This is a genomic window from Colwellia sp. E150_009 (assembly GCF_053543955.1).
The window spans coordinates 79,680-97,798 of record NZ_JBHFOM010000008.1 but is presented as its reverse complement, the minus strand read 5'-3'; the positions used below and the strand labels follow the sequence as shown (position 1 = coordinate 97,798).

Below are 18,119 nucleotides of genomic sequence, written 5' to 3'. Positions count from 1 at the left end.
TTATTCCTTTAACATTCTCGTAATATTCCAACTATTTTCTTGCCATTGGCCATTCAACATGGCAACAAATTGACTTACCTGAGGTAAACCATTTGTAATAATAAAACAAGGTTCGACTGAGTATGAACCCAGTGTCCACCACAAACTATAACAACCATAATGGCAACTATATTGTTGATGAAGCAAGTCTATAAGTGCTGGGGAAACATCTCCTTGAATTATCCAAGCTTTTTTTACTTTATCATCAGACTCGCAACTTACTGTACTCGTTTTTAAATTACTCATTTCAATATGTTCGTCAGTTAATTCGACATACCAAGCATCTAATTCAAACTCATCCTCAAGGACAGCTAGGATGTGCTTTTCGAATTTTTCTGACCAACTATTTTTATACCATCCTTGTAATGCAGAGCCCTCATGTTCTGCCGCAAGTGTAAAAGGAAAGGGTCTATTCACTTGATCGACACTGGGAATCACAGTACCTACCATCGCTGAATCACAGCAAATACCAGCAGAAAGTGAAAAATGCCAAACAGGGCTGGTTAAAAAACAATTTAACCAGCCTCCTCCTAATTGCTCTTTGCTAACCGAGATAACAGCTTGGAGCCACTCATTCCAATGTTTTAAAAACTCACTGTTTAATTCATTTTGTACAAAATCCCCTTTTGTGGGGATTTTTCCACAAAATCCGATTGAACTTATAGTGTTGTTGGGCATGAAAAACTCTCCAAATTCACCATCCAAAAAGGATTGTTCACACTATTAGCAATTAACATAACATCAGCATTGTATCCACTAAGTGATATTTTTAATAATCCATCCTTTTTAGTTTCGGGTCTTGCTCTATTTAAGTCATCAAAAAATTTGAATAGTGACCATTCGCCAGCATACTTTTTATTAAGTGGACGACCACCGTTTGGTGGAGTAAAAGCAATTCTAGTCTCATTATTGGCACTTGCTCCAGGCCAAATAAATTGCTCTTTTCTGGTGGGGCCATGACGATAATTAAGTTGTTGACCATCAATTTCCAACATAAATTGGCTAACATTTCGATCAAGGTATTGTGCCTCAAGGCTAAAATCTACCTTAGGATATTTAGTCTCTGATTCAAAAAACGCCTCTCTAATTACATTTGCACGTTGATACATGGTTAAAATCTTATTACTAATACCAATGTTTTTGGTGAAATGCCAAGATGATTTACTGGTGTCAACATACTCAGCTAAATATTGTTTCCAAAATTTATCTAACGTGCCACCATAAGCAAAAAATCGACTAAAATCTTTAATTCTTACTTCTCTAGTTGCACTACGTTTAAAGGGGTAACGACCTCTAATGGCTCGGCGATATTCAGCTAACACTTGTGATTTCCAAATACTATTTAAGCGTTGACTTTGATTGGTTTGTGCAAATCCTTTGGTTCGTTTGGCAATGGGTTCAAGCCAACCAGCTACTGGAAATGGCATATCGGCAATTTGTTTTTGTAAATCAGAACCCAATGAAGCAAATTCATTTTCTAGACGCTGATTCATGTAAGATGAATTTTGCTGAGAAACTTGAGAAGACAAGGCTATCTTGCCAATACTACGATTAATTAATCTAAGAGTTCCTTGTACATCATCTAATTGTCTAATATCTACCGAAAGTAAATCAGTAAAGGCAAATTCTACTTCTTGGCCTGGTAAATCAATATCTAGCTCTATCGGCTCATCAGGTAGTAAACGACTAATTCGGGACTTTTTAGATGCAAATAATACATCTGTTGTACTTTTAGCAATTTCTGCCGCTGCTTTACCATTTTTTGACAAAGGTATTTTGGTTAACTGTACATTTTTTTGTGCTGCGGCAATAATACTTTTAATAGGTGCATCTGAACTTGACAAGGCGCGAGTGACATCAGCTCCTTCATCCAAAGAATTCATTGGTTTAACTATTAAATCACTTAAAAAATCTTCCCAATAGAAAATATAATCTCGAATATATTTCTGTTCTAACTGGGTTGTTATTTGCGACTTAGTTGCCTCATCAAGTGTATTTAAATCATCACCATAAACCCAACTATCTTCAATTAATCGTTTTATAATTCTATTTTTTTCTATGCTGAAAATCCCATGAAAACCATTATAGGTATATAAACTGGGAATTCCGTCGTTAAAACTACGTCCACTTTGAAAAGCAAATCCTTGGAGGCTATCAATACTTAAAATATCAATTAATTTGAAATCAGGAATGCTGCTATCAACAAAATCGCTTTTTAGCCGTTGATAAGCTCTTTCAACTAACGGTAACATAGTTAATGTGCGTCTGGCTTGTAAAACAGCCTCTTCATTATATTCATTTCCTCGCGTTCCCTTAGCCAATAAAGTTGATAAATGCTGATTAAGTTCATTACGAATACTTGTATTAATTTTTCCAGGTATATTTCTATCAAAATAAGCCGAGAACCAAATCTTAATATCTTCTTCTTGGTAATATTCAGGATTATATAGCATTAAATAGGTCTTAAGCGTTTCATATACATAGTTTAAATGTAATGAATTATCTAACATTTCTTGCGTTAATGCCTTGGTTAAATAAGGTAATAAATAGGCATCTAATGCTCTTTCATAGGCAGCTTTCGCAGGTTGCTTTAATTTATTACCTTGGTATAAACCTAAGGTACGAGCATCATCGCTTTCTTCATGGGCGTAACCAACTGGAAAGTTTCTTAATGTCGATAAGCCTTTAGTTAACGTGATAATTTCAGATTGAGCAGTTAACCCACCAGCGGTAACTTCTTGATACTTCTCAAGGGCATCTTTGGTATGATCGACGAGTTCAGTATTCCAAGAATAACTCGACCACCAACCATAAATAAAGAAAACAGTAACCACTGAGGCAATAGCGACCGTAGCGCGTCTTAGTAATAAGTTATGCTTATCATGTTGTCGATTAACCGAAGCTAAGTTTTTTTCAGGAAAAATAACATCTTCAAGCAAACGCTTAATAAAGTAACTACGTTGATGTTTTACTTCACTAGATTTTAACTGCGTTTTACCTCCAGCAGCCAATGTTGACGACAAGTGGTCAATGGGAGTTCCTTCTTGTGTCGCACTGGTTAAGTAAACACCACGCAATAAAGGTGCTTCTTCATAAGCATTAGGTGAAAAGATTTCTTTTAAAAAATCATCAGCCGCACCTTGTAATAAACGTAATTGCTTTGGAAATTCATATATTGCAGCACGGCGATCAAGATCTCTTTCATTTTTTAATCGAGCGTTAATTCGTGCGTTTAAATTACTTAATAACGTATGAAATTCTTTATTAAAAGTACTAACAATGCTCTCTTGATCATTGTTTATTGTCAGTGGAAATGTTACGCCCCAAATTTGCTCGCAATCTTCTTTTGCAAAATCATCGAAAAACTCATTAAAGCCAGCTATTAAATCAGATTTAGAGAATAAAACATAAACGGGGAAAGTCATACCAAGTTGGTTTTGTAACTCTTGCAAACGTTGTTTTATTGCACGAGCATGTAAATTTCTTTCAGTTTTAGTTTGATTCAATAACTCAGACATTCCCATACTAATGATCACGCCATTAATCGGTCGTAGTGGTCTAAATTTTTTCAGTAAACCTAAAAACCCTTGCCAAGCACGTGAATCTTGTTTTGCATGGCTGTCTTGTGTTGTATATCTGCCTGCAGTGTCAATTAATACGGCTTTATTAGTAAACCACCAATCACAATGGCGAGTACCTCCTACGCCTTGTATCATGTCTATACCCATTTTTTCTTTTAACGGATACTCTAAACCTGAATGTTGAATGGCCGTAGTTTTACCTGAACCTGGAGGACCAATCATAATATACCAAGGTAGTTCGTATATATTCTTACTATTAGCAAACTTTGTTGCTTTTAAAATATCTAACGCTTGCAGCATCTTTTTATGTAAGACATCAATTTCACTCTTCACGGTATCATCAGTTGAGCTTTCTGCGCTACCCTCCTCACCATTAATGAGGTTATTAACCATTTCTTCACTTTGCTTTTTATCTTTAACTTTACTGGTAAACTTTATTGCTCCCCAAATGATTACAATAATTAATAAGAGGATAATACGAGCAGACATACTAATCAGCGGTTCATGACCAGCAATGGCAATTAATGGCCCACCAAACCAAATTAATAATGCCAAACAGACAAACCCTAAAATAGTAATCACTGTTTTAGATTTTAATTTGGTAATAAGTTTATTAAAATTTTCTTTAAATGACATAACAATTCCCTGTAAACAACTAAAACAACAAGTCTATTTCAATTCGACGATTTAATGAGCGATTCTGTTCGTTACTATTATCAAATCTGGGTTGAGATTCCCCCATACCTTCTGGCCATAAACGTCCTTTTAACGAAGCATTATTAGCGAGAAAATTACCGATTGATGTGGCTCGAGCTAACGACAAATGCCAATTAGAGGGGTATTTAGTCGTAAATATTGGCTCGTCGTCTGTATGACCTGTGATTAATATTTTTCCTTCTGTACTCTCAAGTGTTCTAGCAATTTTGGCTAATATCGCTTCAAAATCGGCTCTAGGTTGCGTGCTACCTGACGCAAACAATGCGCCTGCACCAATGCGTATTCTGATTCGATCAGACAATTGATCAACTTCTAGTAAGTTCTTATCTATTTCAGTTTGTAATAATTGTTGTAAAATTAAGGCTTCGTCACGACTAAGGCTTTGGCTAAGTGTATTTTCAGGTTCTTGCCATGGCACTAAAGAGACTAATTCTTTATAGACACTAGAAGAGTAACTATTGATGTTATAGCTGAACGACATATATATAAAAAGCAATAACACACCAAACAAGGCACCAATTACCCATAATGGAAAAGGTTGCTGAAATTCGGTATTGTGAATTACTTTATCTCGCCAACCTGGTGATAATTCACGTAGCAAATCACCTTTGAAGGATTGGACGCTGTGATAAGCTTTTTCTCTTAAATCCTCCAGCTTCTGTTCACCTTGCACTTCTACCTTCATCTTTCCAACAAAACCTAGTGTTAAACAAATGTACATAAGTTCAAGTAAATGGTACTTTTCAGAGGAATACTGTAAAGCGTTTTCAAGCAAGGTATAAAAATACTCGCCACCAAAAGTTTCACTATGAAAGGTCGATAATAAGCTTTCTGAAGCCCACACACTATCGCCACCCCAAGGCGTATTTAAAATAATTTCGTCCATGAAACTACATAAACAATAACGTGCTGATTGAATATCTTCAGCGCTGACATTAGCAACCCGCAATGTATGTTCGTAATTTTTAATTAAATCTATGCATTGAAGTCTTAAGGTACTGACATCATCGTACTCTTGAGTATTTCTTAATTTGATGCAAGTTGAGAGTATGGCGCCCGCGTTATCAACTAGAGGGTTATTCGTCATTGTTAAGATGGCATTGGAAGCTTTACTATCAACTTTTTCTTCGTGCACAATGGTTTTAACATTATTTTCTGACGGGGAGCTATCTACTTTACTAAACGAGCCAGCACCTCGTCCTGGCCGTGGTTTTACTATAGTTTTATCGTTCACAGTAATATCAATCCTTAATTTAATAACTAAAACCAAAATATTTTACGTTTTAAAAACCTTAAATTTTTAGCACAAAAGATAATGAAAAATTCTTTTGTGCTAAAAATTTAGGGCTATTTTCCATAATAACTCTTTCAATCAAACTAATAGAACAACCAGTAAAAAAGTACATTTAAGTGGCTTAGAGCAAAATAGACATAGCTAAAGAGTCTTGCTATATCAATGGCTTCCTGTTTATTTTCTTCTTTATATCCATAAACAAAAAACACCACCAACGGCATAAAAATAAACGTAACGAGTAAAAACCACCAAAAATGATCGCTAAACCAAGGTAACACTAGGGATGCTGGTATAAGAAAAAGTACAAAAAATACAGAAAACTCATCTTTCTCTTGTCGCTCAGGCAAACGATCAAATAGAGTGGCTAATAACATAACAAGAATAAGTGCAACATAGGTTAGGTATGGCCAATGATTTAACCCCGTAATTATCGTGTTTGTTTTGTTAAACCATATTTCGGGCTTTGCCATATCAGAAAACTCAACTGACACGAATAAAGATCTCATATAAGCCACTAATTTATATAGCCCATACCCCAATAAAGCCAAGCCGACACTGCCAATGCTGTAACTTTTCATGAGTTCAAGGTCAAATTTAACCCATCGATATTTATGCGCTACAACTTTTAAAGCTATTCCATATATCACAAGCAGCATTAATATTAGTAATGCATAAAAAAACTGCGCACAGTAGAAGAATGCCAATAACGGAGTAACTGCCAAAATAAACTCACTATTTTGCTTCTTTATTGAATCAACTGACTTGTAATCGCTGTAAATGATGATGGGTATTAATAAAAATACTGCCATCATCATAAGATTAAAACTCATTTTTATTACCTAATACCAATAAAAACCCTACCTTTTTCTAGCCTTGTTTATTGATTAAAACATCAATAAACAAGGTCCAGCTATCGAGCTGTTTTTAATAATTCATACAATCTAAAGTAGAGTGTTACAAACCGTTTATAATTAACCTAATAATATTTAAAAAGTACTATTAATAGCTTCTCTGACCGAGCGATATAACACCCCTAAGGTTTTATCAAAAACCCATTTTATTACTTCATATGTCAACTCTGTTAGTTTATAAGCAATCTGCCCTGCAAATACCAACATATGACCAAGCAAACCAGCAACTTGTTTGGAACGCTTAACCGATGCCTGTGCAACTTTGACTAAGGTTCTGGAAATTAGATCATAAAAAGTTAATGCCGAAGAAGCCGTTGCTTGTGCCATTATGGCATGATAATACCCCGCATCTTTCAACAAGGTAATCAGCGCGGCACTAATTTTATCGGCCCAATAGGCACTGTAAGAAGCTTGATTGCGGTTTTCATAATCGAGGCGCACGGGAGTACTTAAAAAGTTATCAGAACGTTTTTGTAATGCTCCCCAGTCATACCCTTTAGCCGAGTTAACATAGCCAGGATTACCATTCGTTCCCATTTTATGCGCACTTGGGCTAAAACCTTGACCACTATTTAAGCGATATTCGGTGCCGTTATAAGGCGCATGAGCGAATGGCCATAAAGGCACGTTAGGCACAGGATCTGCACCATGGGTACAACGGAATATGTTATCAACTCTTGCAGTTGTTTGGGCTGAAAAACCATTTAAACCTATACGTGGCGCACCAAAGGTATATAAATTTACTGGCATACCATATTCACTTTTCAACCAATCAGCGGTTAATCCTGCCAAAGCACCACCTAAGCTATGACCAACACAATGTACCGTACCAATCGAACCTTGCTTTTTTGCTTCAGTGATATATTGCTGGAAAGCAGGTTTCATCGTGTTAAAGGTCTTATTAAAGCCTGCATGTACACTCGATCCATTTTCTGAACTTGTTAAACCGACATGAAAATTAGTTATCCAATCACGTGATATGTCTGTTCCTCTAATAGCAATTACATGATCACCATGAAATATACCTTTGCCTTTCCCAAGTAAAGCAAAACCCGTGGTTCGATTGAATAGGTGTGATAAAAATCCACCAGAGACCCCTTTTACTGGGCCATTCGATAGATCAAAGCTGAAATATTCATTCAATCTTTTTGCATTTTTTCCAAGTTGATAACCAGCCCGTCCTGAGTCTTTAATTTTATATACAGTATCTGCCAGCAATGAAGCAAAGTGAGGGGAAATAGTCGACATACTTTAAGTCCTTTTAAATATTATTTATAATTAATTTTTTGAAGGTTACCAACGGCAAATACTGTGCACTAAATAACCTGCTTGTGGATACTCAACACTATCAAATTCAAATTCTTCTTGTGAATTAGTTAACTCACAATTTAACTTTATTAGACGCTCTGTTAACGCTTTATTTGGCTCAATACCTATTGCTTCGGTATACCATAGAATATATTTTTCACCCTCATAATCTACGTCTATCGTCTGTCGAATACTAGACTCATCAAACATAGAACCAGGTTTTCTTGAACGGATGTTTTTTTCAGGAAAAGAAAAACGGCCTTCATCGTCAGTTAAGGTTTCGTCAATCAACTCTTTGTCATCACCATAGGTCAACCCCCGAAAAACCTTTAGACCTACAACAGGTGCTCCGTTATTGGTAATAACACCGTGAACTTCTGGTGATAGGTGAACATCGTATTTTTTAAATAAACCAAACATAGTGGTGGCTGCCTGTGTCGAAAGTAAAAAAAGAAGCGCAGAAACAGCAAGTATTACAATAACGAAAAAGCGTTTTTGATGAGAGAAAGCAGAAGCCATAGTCGTCCTTGATTACTTGATATTCCTTTATTTTTTAAGCTACTGCTTAAAAGCAATGTATTAGCATTACAATGCGAGAGTAATATAAAAGAAAAAATGTGTTGTTTCAAGTGCAAGTTCTCACTGATGTTATCGATACATTAAATTTTCCAATAATAAATAAAATCAATGGGTACGTGTAATATTAAATTTATCCATAAACAAATCAGCACTAAAAACACCAATAAGCCCACCAAACGATAGCGTAAACATAATAATGAATGGCAAAGGTTTTAGATAAGTATTATCAAGATATGTCCCCAGAAACCATTGAATAAAAATAGCTAGTACTAAAAATAAATAAGGCAGTTTACTTAGAATGAAATAGGTCGCTATTTCAAATACCCACAATTCTTGGCTATCTTTAAAGCCAAGAAAGCTAATAAAAAGGTATAAGGACAATGAACAAAGAACAACTAGAATCAGTATTACTGAATGTGATACAACTGAATAACTTACCATCAACGAATAGCCCATTTTCAATGCATAGATGGCAATCAAAACCCACACAATGACAATAGGCCCTAAAATTAATCCCATAACAACTCCATGTTTATATTTATACCATTAATTCACTAAATTATTGCCCACTTGTGCTGGTTAAAATACTCTATGGCGGCGTTGCTCTCAATCCCAATAGCCTGCTATTGCTCAATCACGCGCCTTGCTCTAATTTATTTTTCCTACGCACAACAAGGTCACAAACTTAATGAAACTGCTATTAGCTATATCTTTAAGCTAAAATATTAGATTAGCATCTTAATCGTGAATGTTAATATCGATAGATCCAAATTTACAAAACCAACCTAAAGAACACAAGCCTCTTTTTATTATTTTTAAAGTAATAATTATTTCTTATTGAATTTTTCTCATTTAAGTTGCAGAATATTGCTGCTGTTTCATTAGGTACACTTCTTATTGCCTATAAATGTTTTTAAAGGACTAATGATTAAATTATGGATAATACTCATACAAACACCCCTATTGCAGATGATAAAACACTCGTCGCTGGCGTTTCACCGCGAAAAACCACTGCGCCTATCAATTTAATTGGTAAATGTCTCAAAAATCGATACCTAATAGAATCACTCATCGGCTCTGGTGGAATGAGCGATATATACAGAGCGAAAGATTTACATTTAGAAACAGCCGGAATTAATGAGCCTTATGTTGCCATTAAAGTGCTACTGCAACAGTTTTCATCTATTCCAGAAGCAAAACAAATTTTAATTAAAGAAGCAAAAAAAACACAGCAACTTTCTCATCCAAATATTATTAGAGTTTATGATGTAGATTCACATGATGGTTTTCATTTTATTATCATGGAGTGGTTAGACGGTGAAACACTCGATCAAGTAATTAAACGTTCTAAACCTATGGGATTACCTTTTAAAGGCGCTAATAATTTAATTCAACAAATTGGGGCGGCTCTTATTTATGCTCATAAAATGGGGATTGTTCATACAGATTTAAAACCTTCTAATATTATTTTAACAAGACAAGGTAATATTAAAGTGTTTGATTTTGGTGTTGCAAGCGCACTGCAATTAAACTTTGATAAATATGCTATACAAAATAATGACCTTTCATCTCCGTTAAGTGGGTTTACCCCCGCTTACGCAAGTTTTGAACAATTAGAAGGTAAAGCGCCTTGTGCAGCTGATGATATTTTTGCTTTTTCTTGTATTATTTACGAGCTTTTATCATGTAAACACCCTTACCAGCGCATAGCAGCAAATAAAGTAGACTTAACTAAAACACCATTAAAAAAACCAAAACACTTAAATTGGCTTTTATGGCCCAGTTTGAAAAAAGGCCTAGCAATACATAAAGAACAACGTTGCGATAATATTCAAAAAATAAATGATGCTTTTTCTCAAATAATTTGGCCTAAAGTGCTAACGGCATCAGCGGCTATTATTATTGCAACGGCAACATTTCAAGTTTATCAAACCCAACAAAATGAGATAAAAAACCTTAATGTACTTATCACATTAAACGATAATGAACAAAGTAAATTGAATGCATTTAAAAACTTGTCAACAATCGATTTATTAGCGCAATTAGATAATATTCCCACAGAACAAAGACTATTAAAACAAGGCTTACTTCGAGAACACCGACAATCAATTATCAATATTTCTGAAAAACGAATCATGAACGTGGCAAAAGACCCGAGTGGAATATACAAAGATTACGATCAAGTTGATTTTATTCTTGCTAATGCTCTTAACATTTTTCCTGACTCTGTTCGATTAAATCAATTAAAAAATGAAGCCAGCACAAGCCGCATAGCTATAGTTGATGCATTGTCCGAACGCCTAAATTTACTGTTACTTCAAGGTAGATATAACGAAAAAGACGACAATAGCATAGAAAAAATAATCAATGATTTAAGCTTTGTAGACCCTACATTTAAGTTTAAGCCTGAAGAAGAAGTTTTTGCTATTTATAACGACAACTTTAATCTAGCGTTGACAGAGCATAATGTTGATAGAATTACCTTACTAATTACAGTGGGTGAACTTGCCTTTACTCATTATGCTGATGCCGAACCCCTATTAGATTTTGGCAAAAAAATGAAGTCATCCGTTGCTGAATTAGCTAAGTATAATGAAGACATTGAAGTCGGAAGATCTACCGATTACCCCTACGAAGCTGCTGAAGTTTTTTACAAGTCAACATTTACTCAGTTTAACTATGAACTTTCACTGGTTGTGAATCCAAAAGAGTTAATGAAAATTGATGACAAAATTGGTGAATTAGAGCTACAACTACCAACAGATTTTTCCCCCTTAATCGCAATTAAGAAAAAAATGGCAGGTTCGTATCTTAATTATGGTAACCAATATTTAGAGAAAAAGAATTTCAAAACAGCTAGACAATTAATTAAAAGAGGCAATGAACTTTATACACTTATTAATTAATATAAAACCGTAATATATTTATATTAATCTCAATGGAATAATAATTTTTAATAGTGCACATAAGCTATTGTACGCACTACTTTATAAGGCATAAAAATTCATGGAATTAATTTTTGAAATAGTTAGTTATCATCGACTTTCTCCCGAACAAACTTCAAAAATGAGTATAAGTAACACCCTTACTTTTGGTCGTTCTGAAAATAATGATTGGCATTTACCTGATCCAGAGAAAATTATCTCTGGACATCATGCCCGTGTTGAAAAACGAGCAGACGGTTTTTATATCTATGATTTATCAACCAATGGCTTATACATCAACAGAGCTGTAGAAGCGCTTGGTACTACAAATACTCACAAATTGTGTGAAGGTGATTTATTAACTTTTGGTGACTATGAAGTCTCAGTTTCGCTTGTAAATAAAGTAGTAACTAATGAAGCTATACATAGTACTCCATCAATTGCTCAACCCTCATTAACCCAGAGTAACAAACCAATCATAAGTTCTCCTGTTCAAGGTATTGCCCCGAGTACTTTATTTGGTGATCAACCATTAGTACCAAATAACGCATCGAATATATTGGTGACTAATGACCTAAATGACCATTTTGATGTACCGCAACCTATACCTGAAGAATGGGACACAAATATTCTTAAATCTAAAATGACGAATAACCCTGTTTTTGATGAACCAGTTAATCCAGCCAGTGCACCTTCGGCTCCTTTACATACAGAAACGGCAATACCTGTTAAACCAGTAGAAACCACCCAAAAGCAATATAAAAGCCCCGTTGCTGCAACTAACACAAATTTTGACGCCTTTATTAAGGGGTTAGGTATTTCTGAGTTAGTCAAATCAGAACAACTAAATGATGAACTGCTCTTTGAAATGGGTCAAAGTATGCAATTAATGTTAATGGGTTTAGTTGAGTCATTAAGAACTCGTTCAGCATTAAAAAGTGAATTTAGAATTAACCAAACCACTTTTCAACAGCAAGAGAACAATCCACTAAAATTTTCAGCGACAATAGACGACGTTTTTCATAATTTATTTTTAAAACGAAGCTCAAGTTTTTTACCGTCATCAAAAGCAATTACAGAAGCCTTTAATGATACAAAAAAACACGACATAGCCCTTACGGCAGGTACAATGGGCGCTATTGAAGGCATATTTAAGCAACTTGCGCCAACCGAAATAGAGAAAAAAGACTTAAAGGATTCTGTATTTGATCAGTTAATTCCAGGCCAAAAACAATTACGTTACTGGAAAACATATCAAAGTTTACATAAGGACATGGTCAATGAAATCGCTGCTAATGGCAGTTCAGTGTTATCAGATGACTTCGTAAGAGCATATGATAAGAAAATTAAATCATTATAAGTATTAGTAGGTAAAAATGACTTTAAAACATATAATTCTAACCCTGTTCGTTTCAATTAATATAATATTAATTGCAAGTTGTACGACCATAAACGCAATCATACCACCATCAACCGATATCAATTTTAACGCATCAGCTGATATCAATCCAGATATGAACGGTAGAGCTTCCCCTGTTGTCATCAAAGTTTTTGAGTTATCTTCACGTACAATCTTTGATACTCAAGATTTTTTTACACTATATGAATCACCTGAAGACATTTTGGGACCAGATTTACTTAAGAAAGATGAATTAGAACTACAACCTGAAGAGTTACAGCAATATAAAATGGTATTAAATAAAAATACGCGTTATGTAGGTTTTGTTGTTGCTTATCGAAACATTGATAGCTCTCGTTGGCGTTCAGTTATTGAGGTTTCTCCAACGGGCTACGATAATTTCACGATGAATATTGAAAAATTAGCTATTTATAACAGTAATAAATAAAGTAAAAGAAGGATTTTATGAGTGATTTCAGCCCAGTAGCATGGACAGAAGGAATGTTCTTACGTCCGCAGCATATGCAACAACAAGAACGCTATCTGCAGTTTCAACAAGCAAGAATTAACGCCAAAACAACCCCTTTTTCTTGGGGAATATTTGATCTCGATATTGATCACAGTCTACTCTCTTTAGGACAGTTCCGACTCAATAGTGTTGAGTGTCTTTTTCCAGACAATACACTAGCTATTTTACCCGAACAGGGCTTGTTACCTGAAGCCATTAGTATACCTTCAGGCACGTTAGATCAATTAATTTACCTAGTATTGCCCATCAGCAAAAGTACTGGTTTAAATATTTCAAATGGAGAAGAAACCTTAATCACTCGTTATCATTATCATGATCATAATATTATCGATACAACGATTGGCTCTGACGCGACTGAAGTGCTACAGATAGGTAAACTACATTGCCAATTTAAGTTGCAAGATGAAGACCGCTCTGGCTATGTTTCCATTGCAATCGCCCGTATTATTGAAGTATCAGAAGAAGGTGTTATCTCATTAGATAAGAAGTTTATTCCCGCCTGTTTATCTATTGACAATATTCAGGGGCTAGTCAAGGTAACGCGAGAGATAAAAGGCATGATAAACCAACGCGCAGACGCAATAGCCGCACGACTCTGCCAAGCACAAGGCTCTTCAAGTTCTATATCAGATTTTTTAATGTTGCAATTACTAAACAAATACCAGCCATTATTTGAGCATTATAACTTAATGTCAGGTATTCATCCCGAAGCCTTATACCGTACTATCATTACTTTTTCAGGTGAGTTAGCAACCTTTAGTGCCTCAGACAAACGGTCTCCTGAATTTCCTAAATATCAGCATGACAACCTTTGTTATGTTTTTAGCAATGTGATGGCAAGTATCACACAAAGCTTAAGTACGGTATTAGAACAAACTGCTATAGAGTTACCATTAGAAAAAAGCCAATACGGTATTTATTTTACACCAATACATGATAAAAATTCTTTAGAACATGCTGACTTTATCATTGCAGTAAAAGCTGCATTACCAAACGAAGAAGTGCGCAAACGTTTACCTGCGCAAATCAAAATAGGCTCAGTTGAAAGCATAAGAGAACTCGTAAATAATCAACTTCCTGGTATTGGTATTATTGCGTTACCGGTAGCACCAAGACAAGTACCTTACCATGCTGGTTATCATTATTTCCAACTAGACAAACAAAATAGTCATTGGTTAAAACTACACGCAAGTGGCGGTATTGCACTCCACCTTTCTGGACACTACCCTGACCTTGAAATAGAACTTTGGCAAGTTAACCAATAATCTAAGTCTATAACCAAAGAATCAATATTAATTGGTTTTCCACTCTATACAAAGATGATCAAAAAAGGTGAGTGTAATTTTTTATTGCACTCACCTTCATCAAAATGTTTTTTAAACTAATTTAAGTACAACTGTGGTTACAAGCATATTAGCGCTTATACTCACTATTTTACGCGTTACTGTTCTCCAGCTAATTTATCAGCAAGATATAGCCATGTTGGCAATACGGTATCAGGATTTAGTGACACACTGTCTATTCCTTGCTCAACTAACCAAGCAGCAAAGTCTTCATGATCTGACGGTCCTTGACCGCAAATACCAACATACTTGCCACGTTTTTTACAAGCACTGATAGCCATAGACAATAAAACTTTTATCGCAGGGTTACGTTCATCAAACAAGTGAGCTATTAATCCTGAATCTCTATCTAAACCAAGTGTTAGTTGGGTTAAATCATTAGAGCCTATTGAAAAACCATCAAAGTAATCAAGAAATTGATCCGCAAGCAAGGCGTTTGAAGGTAATTCACACATCATGATGATACGCAACCCATTCTCACCACGCTTTAAACCATGTTCGGCTAAAATATCAATTACCTGTGACGCTTCTTCCAATGTTCTCACAAACGGGATCATAACTTCAACATTGGTTAAATCCATCTCGTTTCTTACACGTTTAATGGCTTCACACTCAAGTGCAAAACAATCACGGAAATCTTTAGAAATATAGCGAGCAGCCCCACGATAACCAATCATGGGATTTTCTTCGTCTGGCTCATACTCTTCGCCACCAACTAAATTAGCGTATTCATTTGATTTAAAATCAGACATACGCACAATCACTTTTTCAGGTGAATACGCTGCGGCTAACGTAGAAATACCTTCAGTCAATTTGGCAATATAGAACTCAACAGGGCTGTCATAACCTGCAATAATATCACTGATTTCATCTTTTAAATCTGCTGATTGTTCATCAAAATTCAATAACGCTTTCGGGTGAATACCAATCATTTTGTTAATGATAAATTCTAAACGGGCTAAACCAACACCAGCATGAGGTAATTTAGCAAAAGCAAAGGCACGATCAGGGTTTCCCACATTCATCATAATTTTTAGTGGTAACTCTGGCATAGCATCAATTTCTGATGTTGTTACCGTGTAATCAAGTTTTCCTTGATAAATAAAACCAGTATCACCTTCAGCACAAGACACCGTGATATCATCACCTGTAGCAATTAAACTGGTGGCATTACCGCAACCGACAACAGCAGGAATACCCATTTCACGTGCAATAATTGCCGCGTGGCAAGTTCTACCACCACGGTTAGTTACAATAGCTGATGCACGTTTCATAATAGGTTCCCAATCAGGGTCTGTCATGTCAGTAACCAGTACATCGCCAGGTAAAATTTTGTCCATTTCATCTAACGAAGCTAAAACTTTTGCTTCACCACTGCCAATTTTATGACCAATTGAACGACCTTCACAAATCACATTTGCACTGGTATGTAACTGAAATTGTTCCATTACATTTGAATTTTCGCGACTTTTTACTGTTTCTGGACGTGCTTGAACAATATAAAGTTTTTGATCTAAGCCATCTTTTGCCCACTCAATATCCATTGGGCGACCATAATGTTTTTCAATAATCACCGCTTGTTTTGCTAATTGTTGTACTTCATCGTCTGTTAGTGAAAAACGATTTGAGTCTTGCTCATCAATATCAACAATTTCAACCTGTTTATTGTGTTCTTGTGACTCGGTATACACCATTTTGATAGCTTTACTACCAATATTACGGCGAATTACTGCTGGCTTACCTTTAGCTAAGGTTGGTTTATGAACATAAAATTCGTCTGGGTTAACAGCACCCTGCACTACCATTTCACCTAAACCGAAACTTGAGGTGATAAAAACAACATCTTCAAAGCCTGATTCAGTATCAATAGTAAACATAACGCCAGAAGCTGAAATATCACTACGCACCATGCGTTGAATACCCGCAGATAAAGCAACGCCACGATGGTCATAACCTTGATGTACCCGATATGAAATAGCACGGTCATTAAAAAGCGAAGCAAATACGTGTTTAATGGCAACCATTACAGCATCTAAACCACGCACGTTAAGAAAAGTTTCTTGTTGACCAGCAAAAGAAGCATCTGGCATGTCTTCAGCTGTTGCCGACGAACGCACAGCAAAAGAAGCATCGGCAGTAAAATCACCCGCTAACTTATTATAAGCCTGTTCTATATCTTGTTGCATTTGTGGTAAGAATGGCGTGTCGATAATCCATTGACGAATAGTTTCCCCACTCTTTGCTAACGCATTTACATCATCAACATCAAGGGTATCTAGTAATTGGTATATTTTTTCATTTATGCCACTTTGCTCAAGGAACTCGTTAAAAGCAAAAGACGTTGTCGCAAAACCTGTCGGCACTTGTACACCTACATTTGCCAAATTTGAAATCATTTCTCCAAGTGATGCATTTTTTCCGCCAACGCGATCAACATCACCCATTCCCAAGTTTTCATACCAAAGCACATTCTCTTGCACAACAATTCTCCATTAAGAAGTCAGTAAAAGGTTAAATTTGTTTATTTATTTGTAGCTAAATACATTCTACACTGCCAACTATTGAAACAAAACGTTAAAATGAAAGATAATGTAAAAGTTTTCTTTGAATATCTCAAAAAATAACTCTATAAGGATTCACATGCGCACTGCATTTTATATTTCTGACGGTACAGCAATCACCTCTGAAGTTTTCGGCCATGCATTACTCTCATTATTTCCAACTGAATTTGAGCATCAAACCATCTCCTTTGTTGAAACAATCGAAAAAGCTAATGAAACAAAAGAAAAAATTAATAAAGCCACAGCTCGTTCTAAAGAGCCTGCGTTGGTTTTTCATACCTTTGTAAATAATGATATTCGTGAAATAATAGATAGTTGCGACGGGGTTATTTTTAATTTTTTAGAGCATTTTGTTGAACCTTTAGAAAAAAAATTAAATATGAAAGCTAAACCTAAGGCTCACAGAACACACAGTATTCATGAAAACAGTTACGACTACAGAATAGAAGCCGTTAATTATGCCTTAGCCAATGATGATGGTTCGGTAGTAACCAATTATGAAGATGCCGATGTTATTTTAGTTGGTGTTTCTCGATCAGGTAAAACACCAAGTTCATTGTATTTAGCGCTTCAGTACGGCATTAAAGCCGCAAATTACCCATTTACCGACGATGACATGGATGAACTTAAACTACCCGAGTTTTTAAAACCCTATAAAAAGAAATTATTTGGATTAACCATCGACGCTCAACGATTAATTGATATTCGTGAAGGGAGAATGTCAAACTCAAAATATTCATCAGCTAGGCAGTGTAAAATGGAGGTGAGAGAAGTAGAAAAACTCTATAAAAAAGAAAAGATTCCTTTCATTAACACCACTAAATTTTCAGTAGAAGAGATCACTGCAAAAATTCTCAATGAAACAGGACTGCAAAGATATAAATACTAAATTGAAAAAAAACGCTCAAACTATATCAACTTTTAAGACGTTATA

13 protein-coding genes are annotated in these 18,119 nt (G+C 35.4%); 5 read left to right on the top strand and 8 right to left on the bottom strand.

The features are described from left to right. From tagF to ACE1OF_RS05945, 7 genes are all read right to left on the bottom strand, one after another. Entirely contained in the window at positions 1–717 is a 717-nt protein-coding gene (gene tagF / locus ACE1OF_RS05975; protein ID WP_448893338.1) for a type VI secretion system-associated protein TagF, read from the bottom strand. Continuing rightward, on the bottom strand, positions 699–4,256 hold the full coding sequence (gene tssM, locus ACE1OF_RS05970; RefSeq protein ID WP_448893337.1) for a type VI secretion system membrane subunit TssM: 3,558 nt from the start codon (positions 4,254–4,256) through the stop codon (positions 699–701). The genes tagF and tssM overlap by 19 nt, the downstream gene beginning before the upstream one ends. A 19-nt stretch (positions 4,257–4,275) precedes the next feature. Further along, positions 4,276–5,571 carry a type VI secretion system protein TssL, long form gene (gene tssL / locus ACE1OF_RS05965; RefSeq protein ID WP_448893336.1) on the bottom strand — a complete coding sequence of 432 codons (1,296 nt, stop codon included), beginning with the start codon at positions 5,569–5,571 and terminating at the stop codon, positions 4,276–4,278. A gap of 143 nt (positions 5,572–5,714) precedes the next feature. Next, positions 5,715–6,461: a hypothetical protein gene (locus ACE1OF_RS05960; protein WP_448893335.1), complete on the bottom strand. Its 747-nt coding sequence runs from the start codon at positions 6,459–6,461 to the stop codon at positions 5,715–5,717. A 156-nt stretch (positions 6,462–6,617) separates the two neighbouring features. Next, the gene (locus ACE1OF_RS05955; RefSeq protein WP_448893334.1) at positions 6,618–7,790 is read right to left on the bottom strand and encodes a lipase family protein; all 1,173 of its coding nucleotides are present in this window, start codon (positions 7,788–7,790) and stop codon (positions 6,618–6,620) included. A gap of 45 nt (positions 7,791–7,835) precedes the next feature. Next, positions 7,836–8,369: a DUF6795 domain-containing protein gene (locus ACE1OF_RS05950; protein ID WP_448893333.1), complete on the bottom strand. Its 534-nt coding sequence runs from the start codon at positions 8,367–8,369 to the stop codon at positions 7,836–7,838. A gap of 165 nt (positions 8,370–8,534) precedes the next feature. Continuing rightward, entirely contained in the window at positions 8,535–8,948 is a 414-nt protein-coding gene (locus ACE1OF_RS05945) for a hypothetical protein (RefSeq protein WP_448893332.1), read from the bottom strand. Between the two features lie 416 nt (positions 8,949–9,364). Between ACE1OF_RS05945 and ACE1OF_RS05940 the strand changes: the two genes are divergently transcribed. The 4 genes from ACE1OF_RS05940 to tssK all read left to right on the top strand — a co-directional run bounded on the left by ACE1OF_RS05940 (position 9,365) and on the right by tssK (position 14,546). Beyond that, positions 9,365–11,335: a serine/threonine-protein kinase gene (locus tag ACE1OF_RS05940; RefSeq protein ID WP_448893331.1), complete on the top strand. Its 1,971-nt coding sequence runs from the start codon at positions 9,365–9,367 to the stop codon at positions 11,333–11,335. A 100-nt stretch (positions 11,336–11,435) separates the two neighbouring features. Beyond that, positions 11,436–12,713 carry a type VI secretion system-associated FHA domain protein TagH gene (tagH, locus tag ACE1OF_RS05935; protein WP_448893330.1) on the top strand — a complete coding sequence of 426 codons (1,278 nt, stop codon included), beginning with the start codon at positions 11,436–11,438 and terminating at the stop codon, positions 12,711–12,713. Positions 12,714–12,729: 16 nt separating this feature from the next. Further along, on the top strand, positions 12,730–13,200 hold the full coding sequence (gene tssJ, locus ACE1OF_RS05930; RefSeq protein WP_448893329.1) for a type VI secretion system lipoprotein TssJ: 471 nt from the start codon (positions 12,730–12,732) through the stop codon (positions 13,198–13,200). A 17-nt stretch (positions 13,201–13,217) separates the two neighbouring features. Further along, on the top strand, positions 13,218–14,546 hold the full coding sequence (gene tssK, locus ACE1OF_RS05925) for a type VI secretion system baseplate subunit TssK (RefSeq protein ID WP_448893328.1): 1,329 nt from the start codon (positions 13,218–13,220) through the stop codon (positions 14,544–14,546). A 176-nt stretch (positions 14,547–14,722) separates the two neighbouring features. Here tssK and ppsA read toward each other — a convergent pair whose 3' ends face one another. Further along, positions 14,723–17,104 (bottom strand): phosphoenolpyruvate synthase, encoded by a 2,382-nt coding sequence (ppsA, locus tag ACE1OF_RS05920; protein WP_448893327.1) that lies wholly within the window; start codon positions 17,102–17,104, stop codon positions 14,723–14,725. A gap of 160 nt (positions 17,105–17,264) precedes the next feature. Here ppsA and ppsR point away from each other — a divergent pair, with 160 nt between their 5' ends. Then, positions 17,265–18,074 carry a posphoenolpyruvate synthetase regulatory kinase/phosphorylase PpsR gene (gene ppsR / locus ACE1OF_RS05915; protein WP_448893326.1) on the top strand — a complete coding sequence of 270 codons (810 nt, stop codon included), beginning with the start codon at positions 17,265–17,267 and terminating at the stop codon, positions 18,072–18,074. Positions 18,075–18,119: the final 45 nt, after the last annotated feature.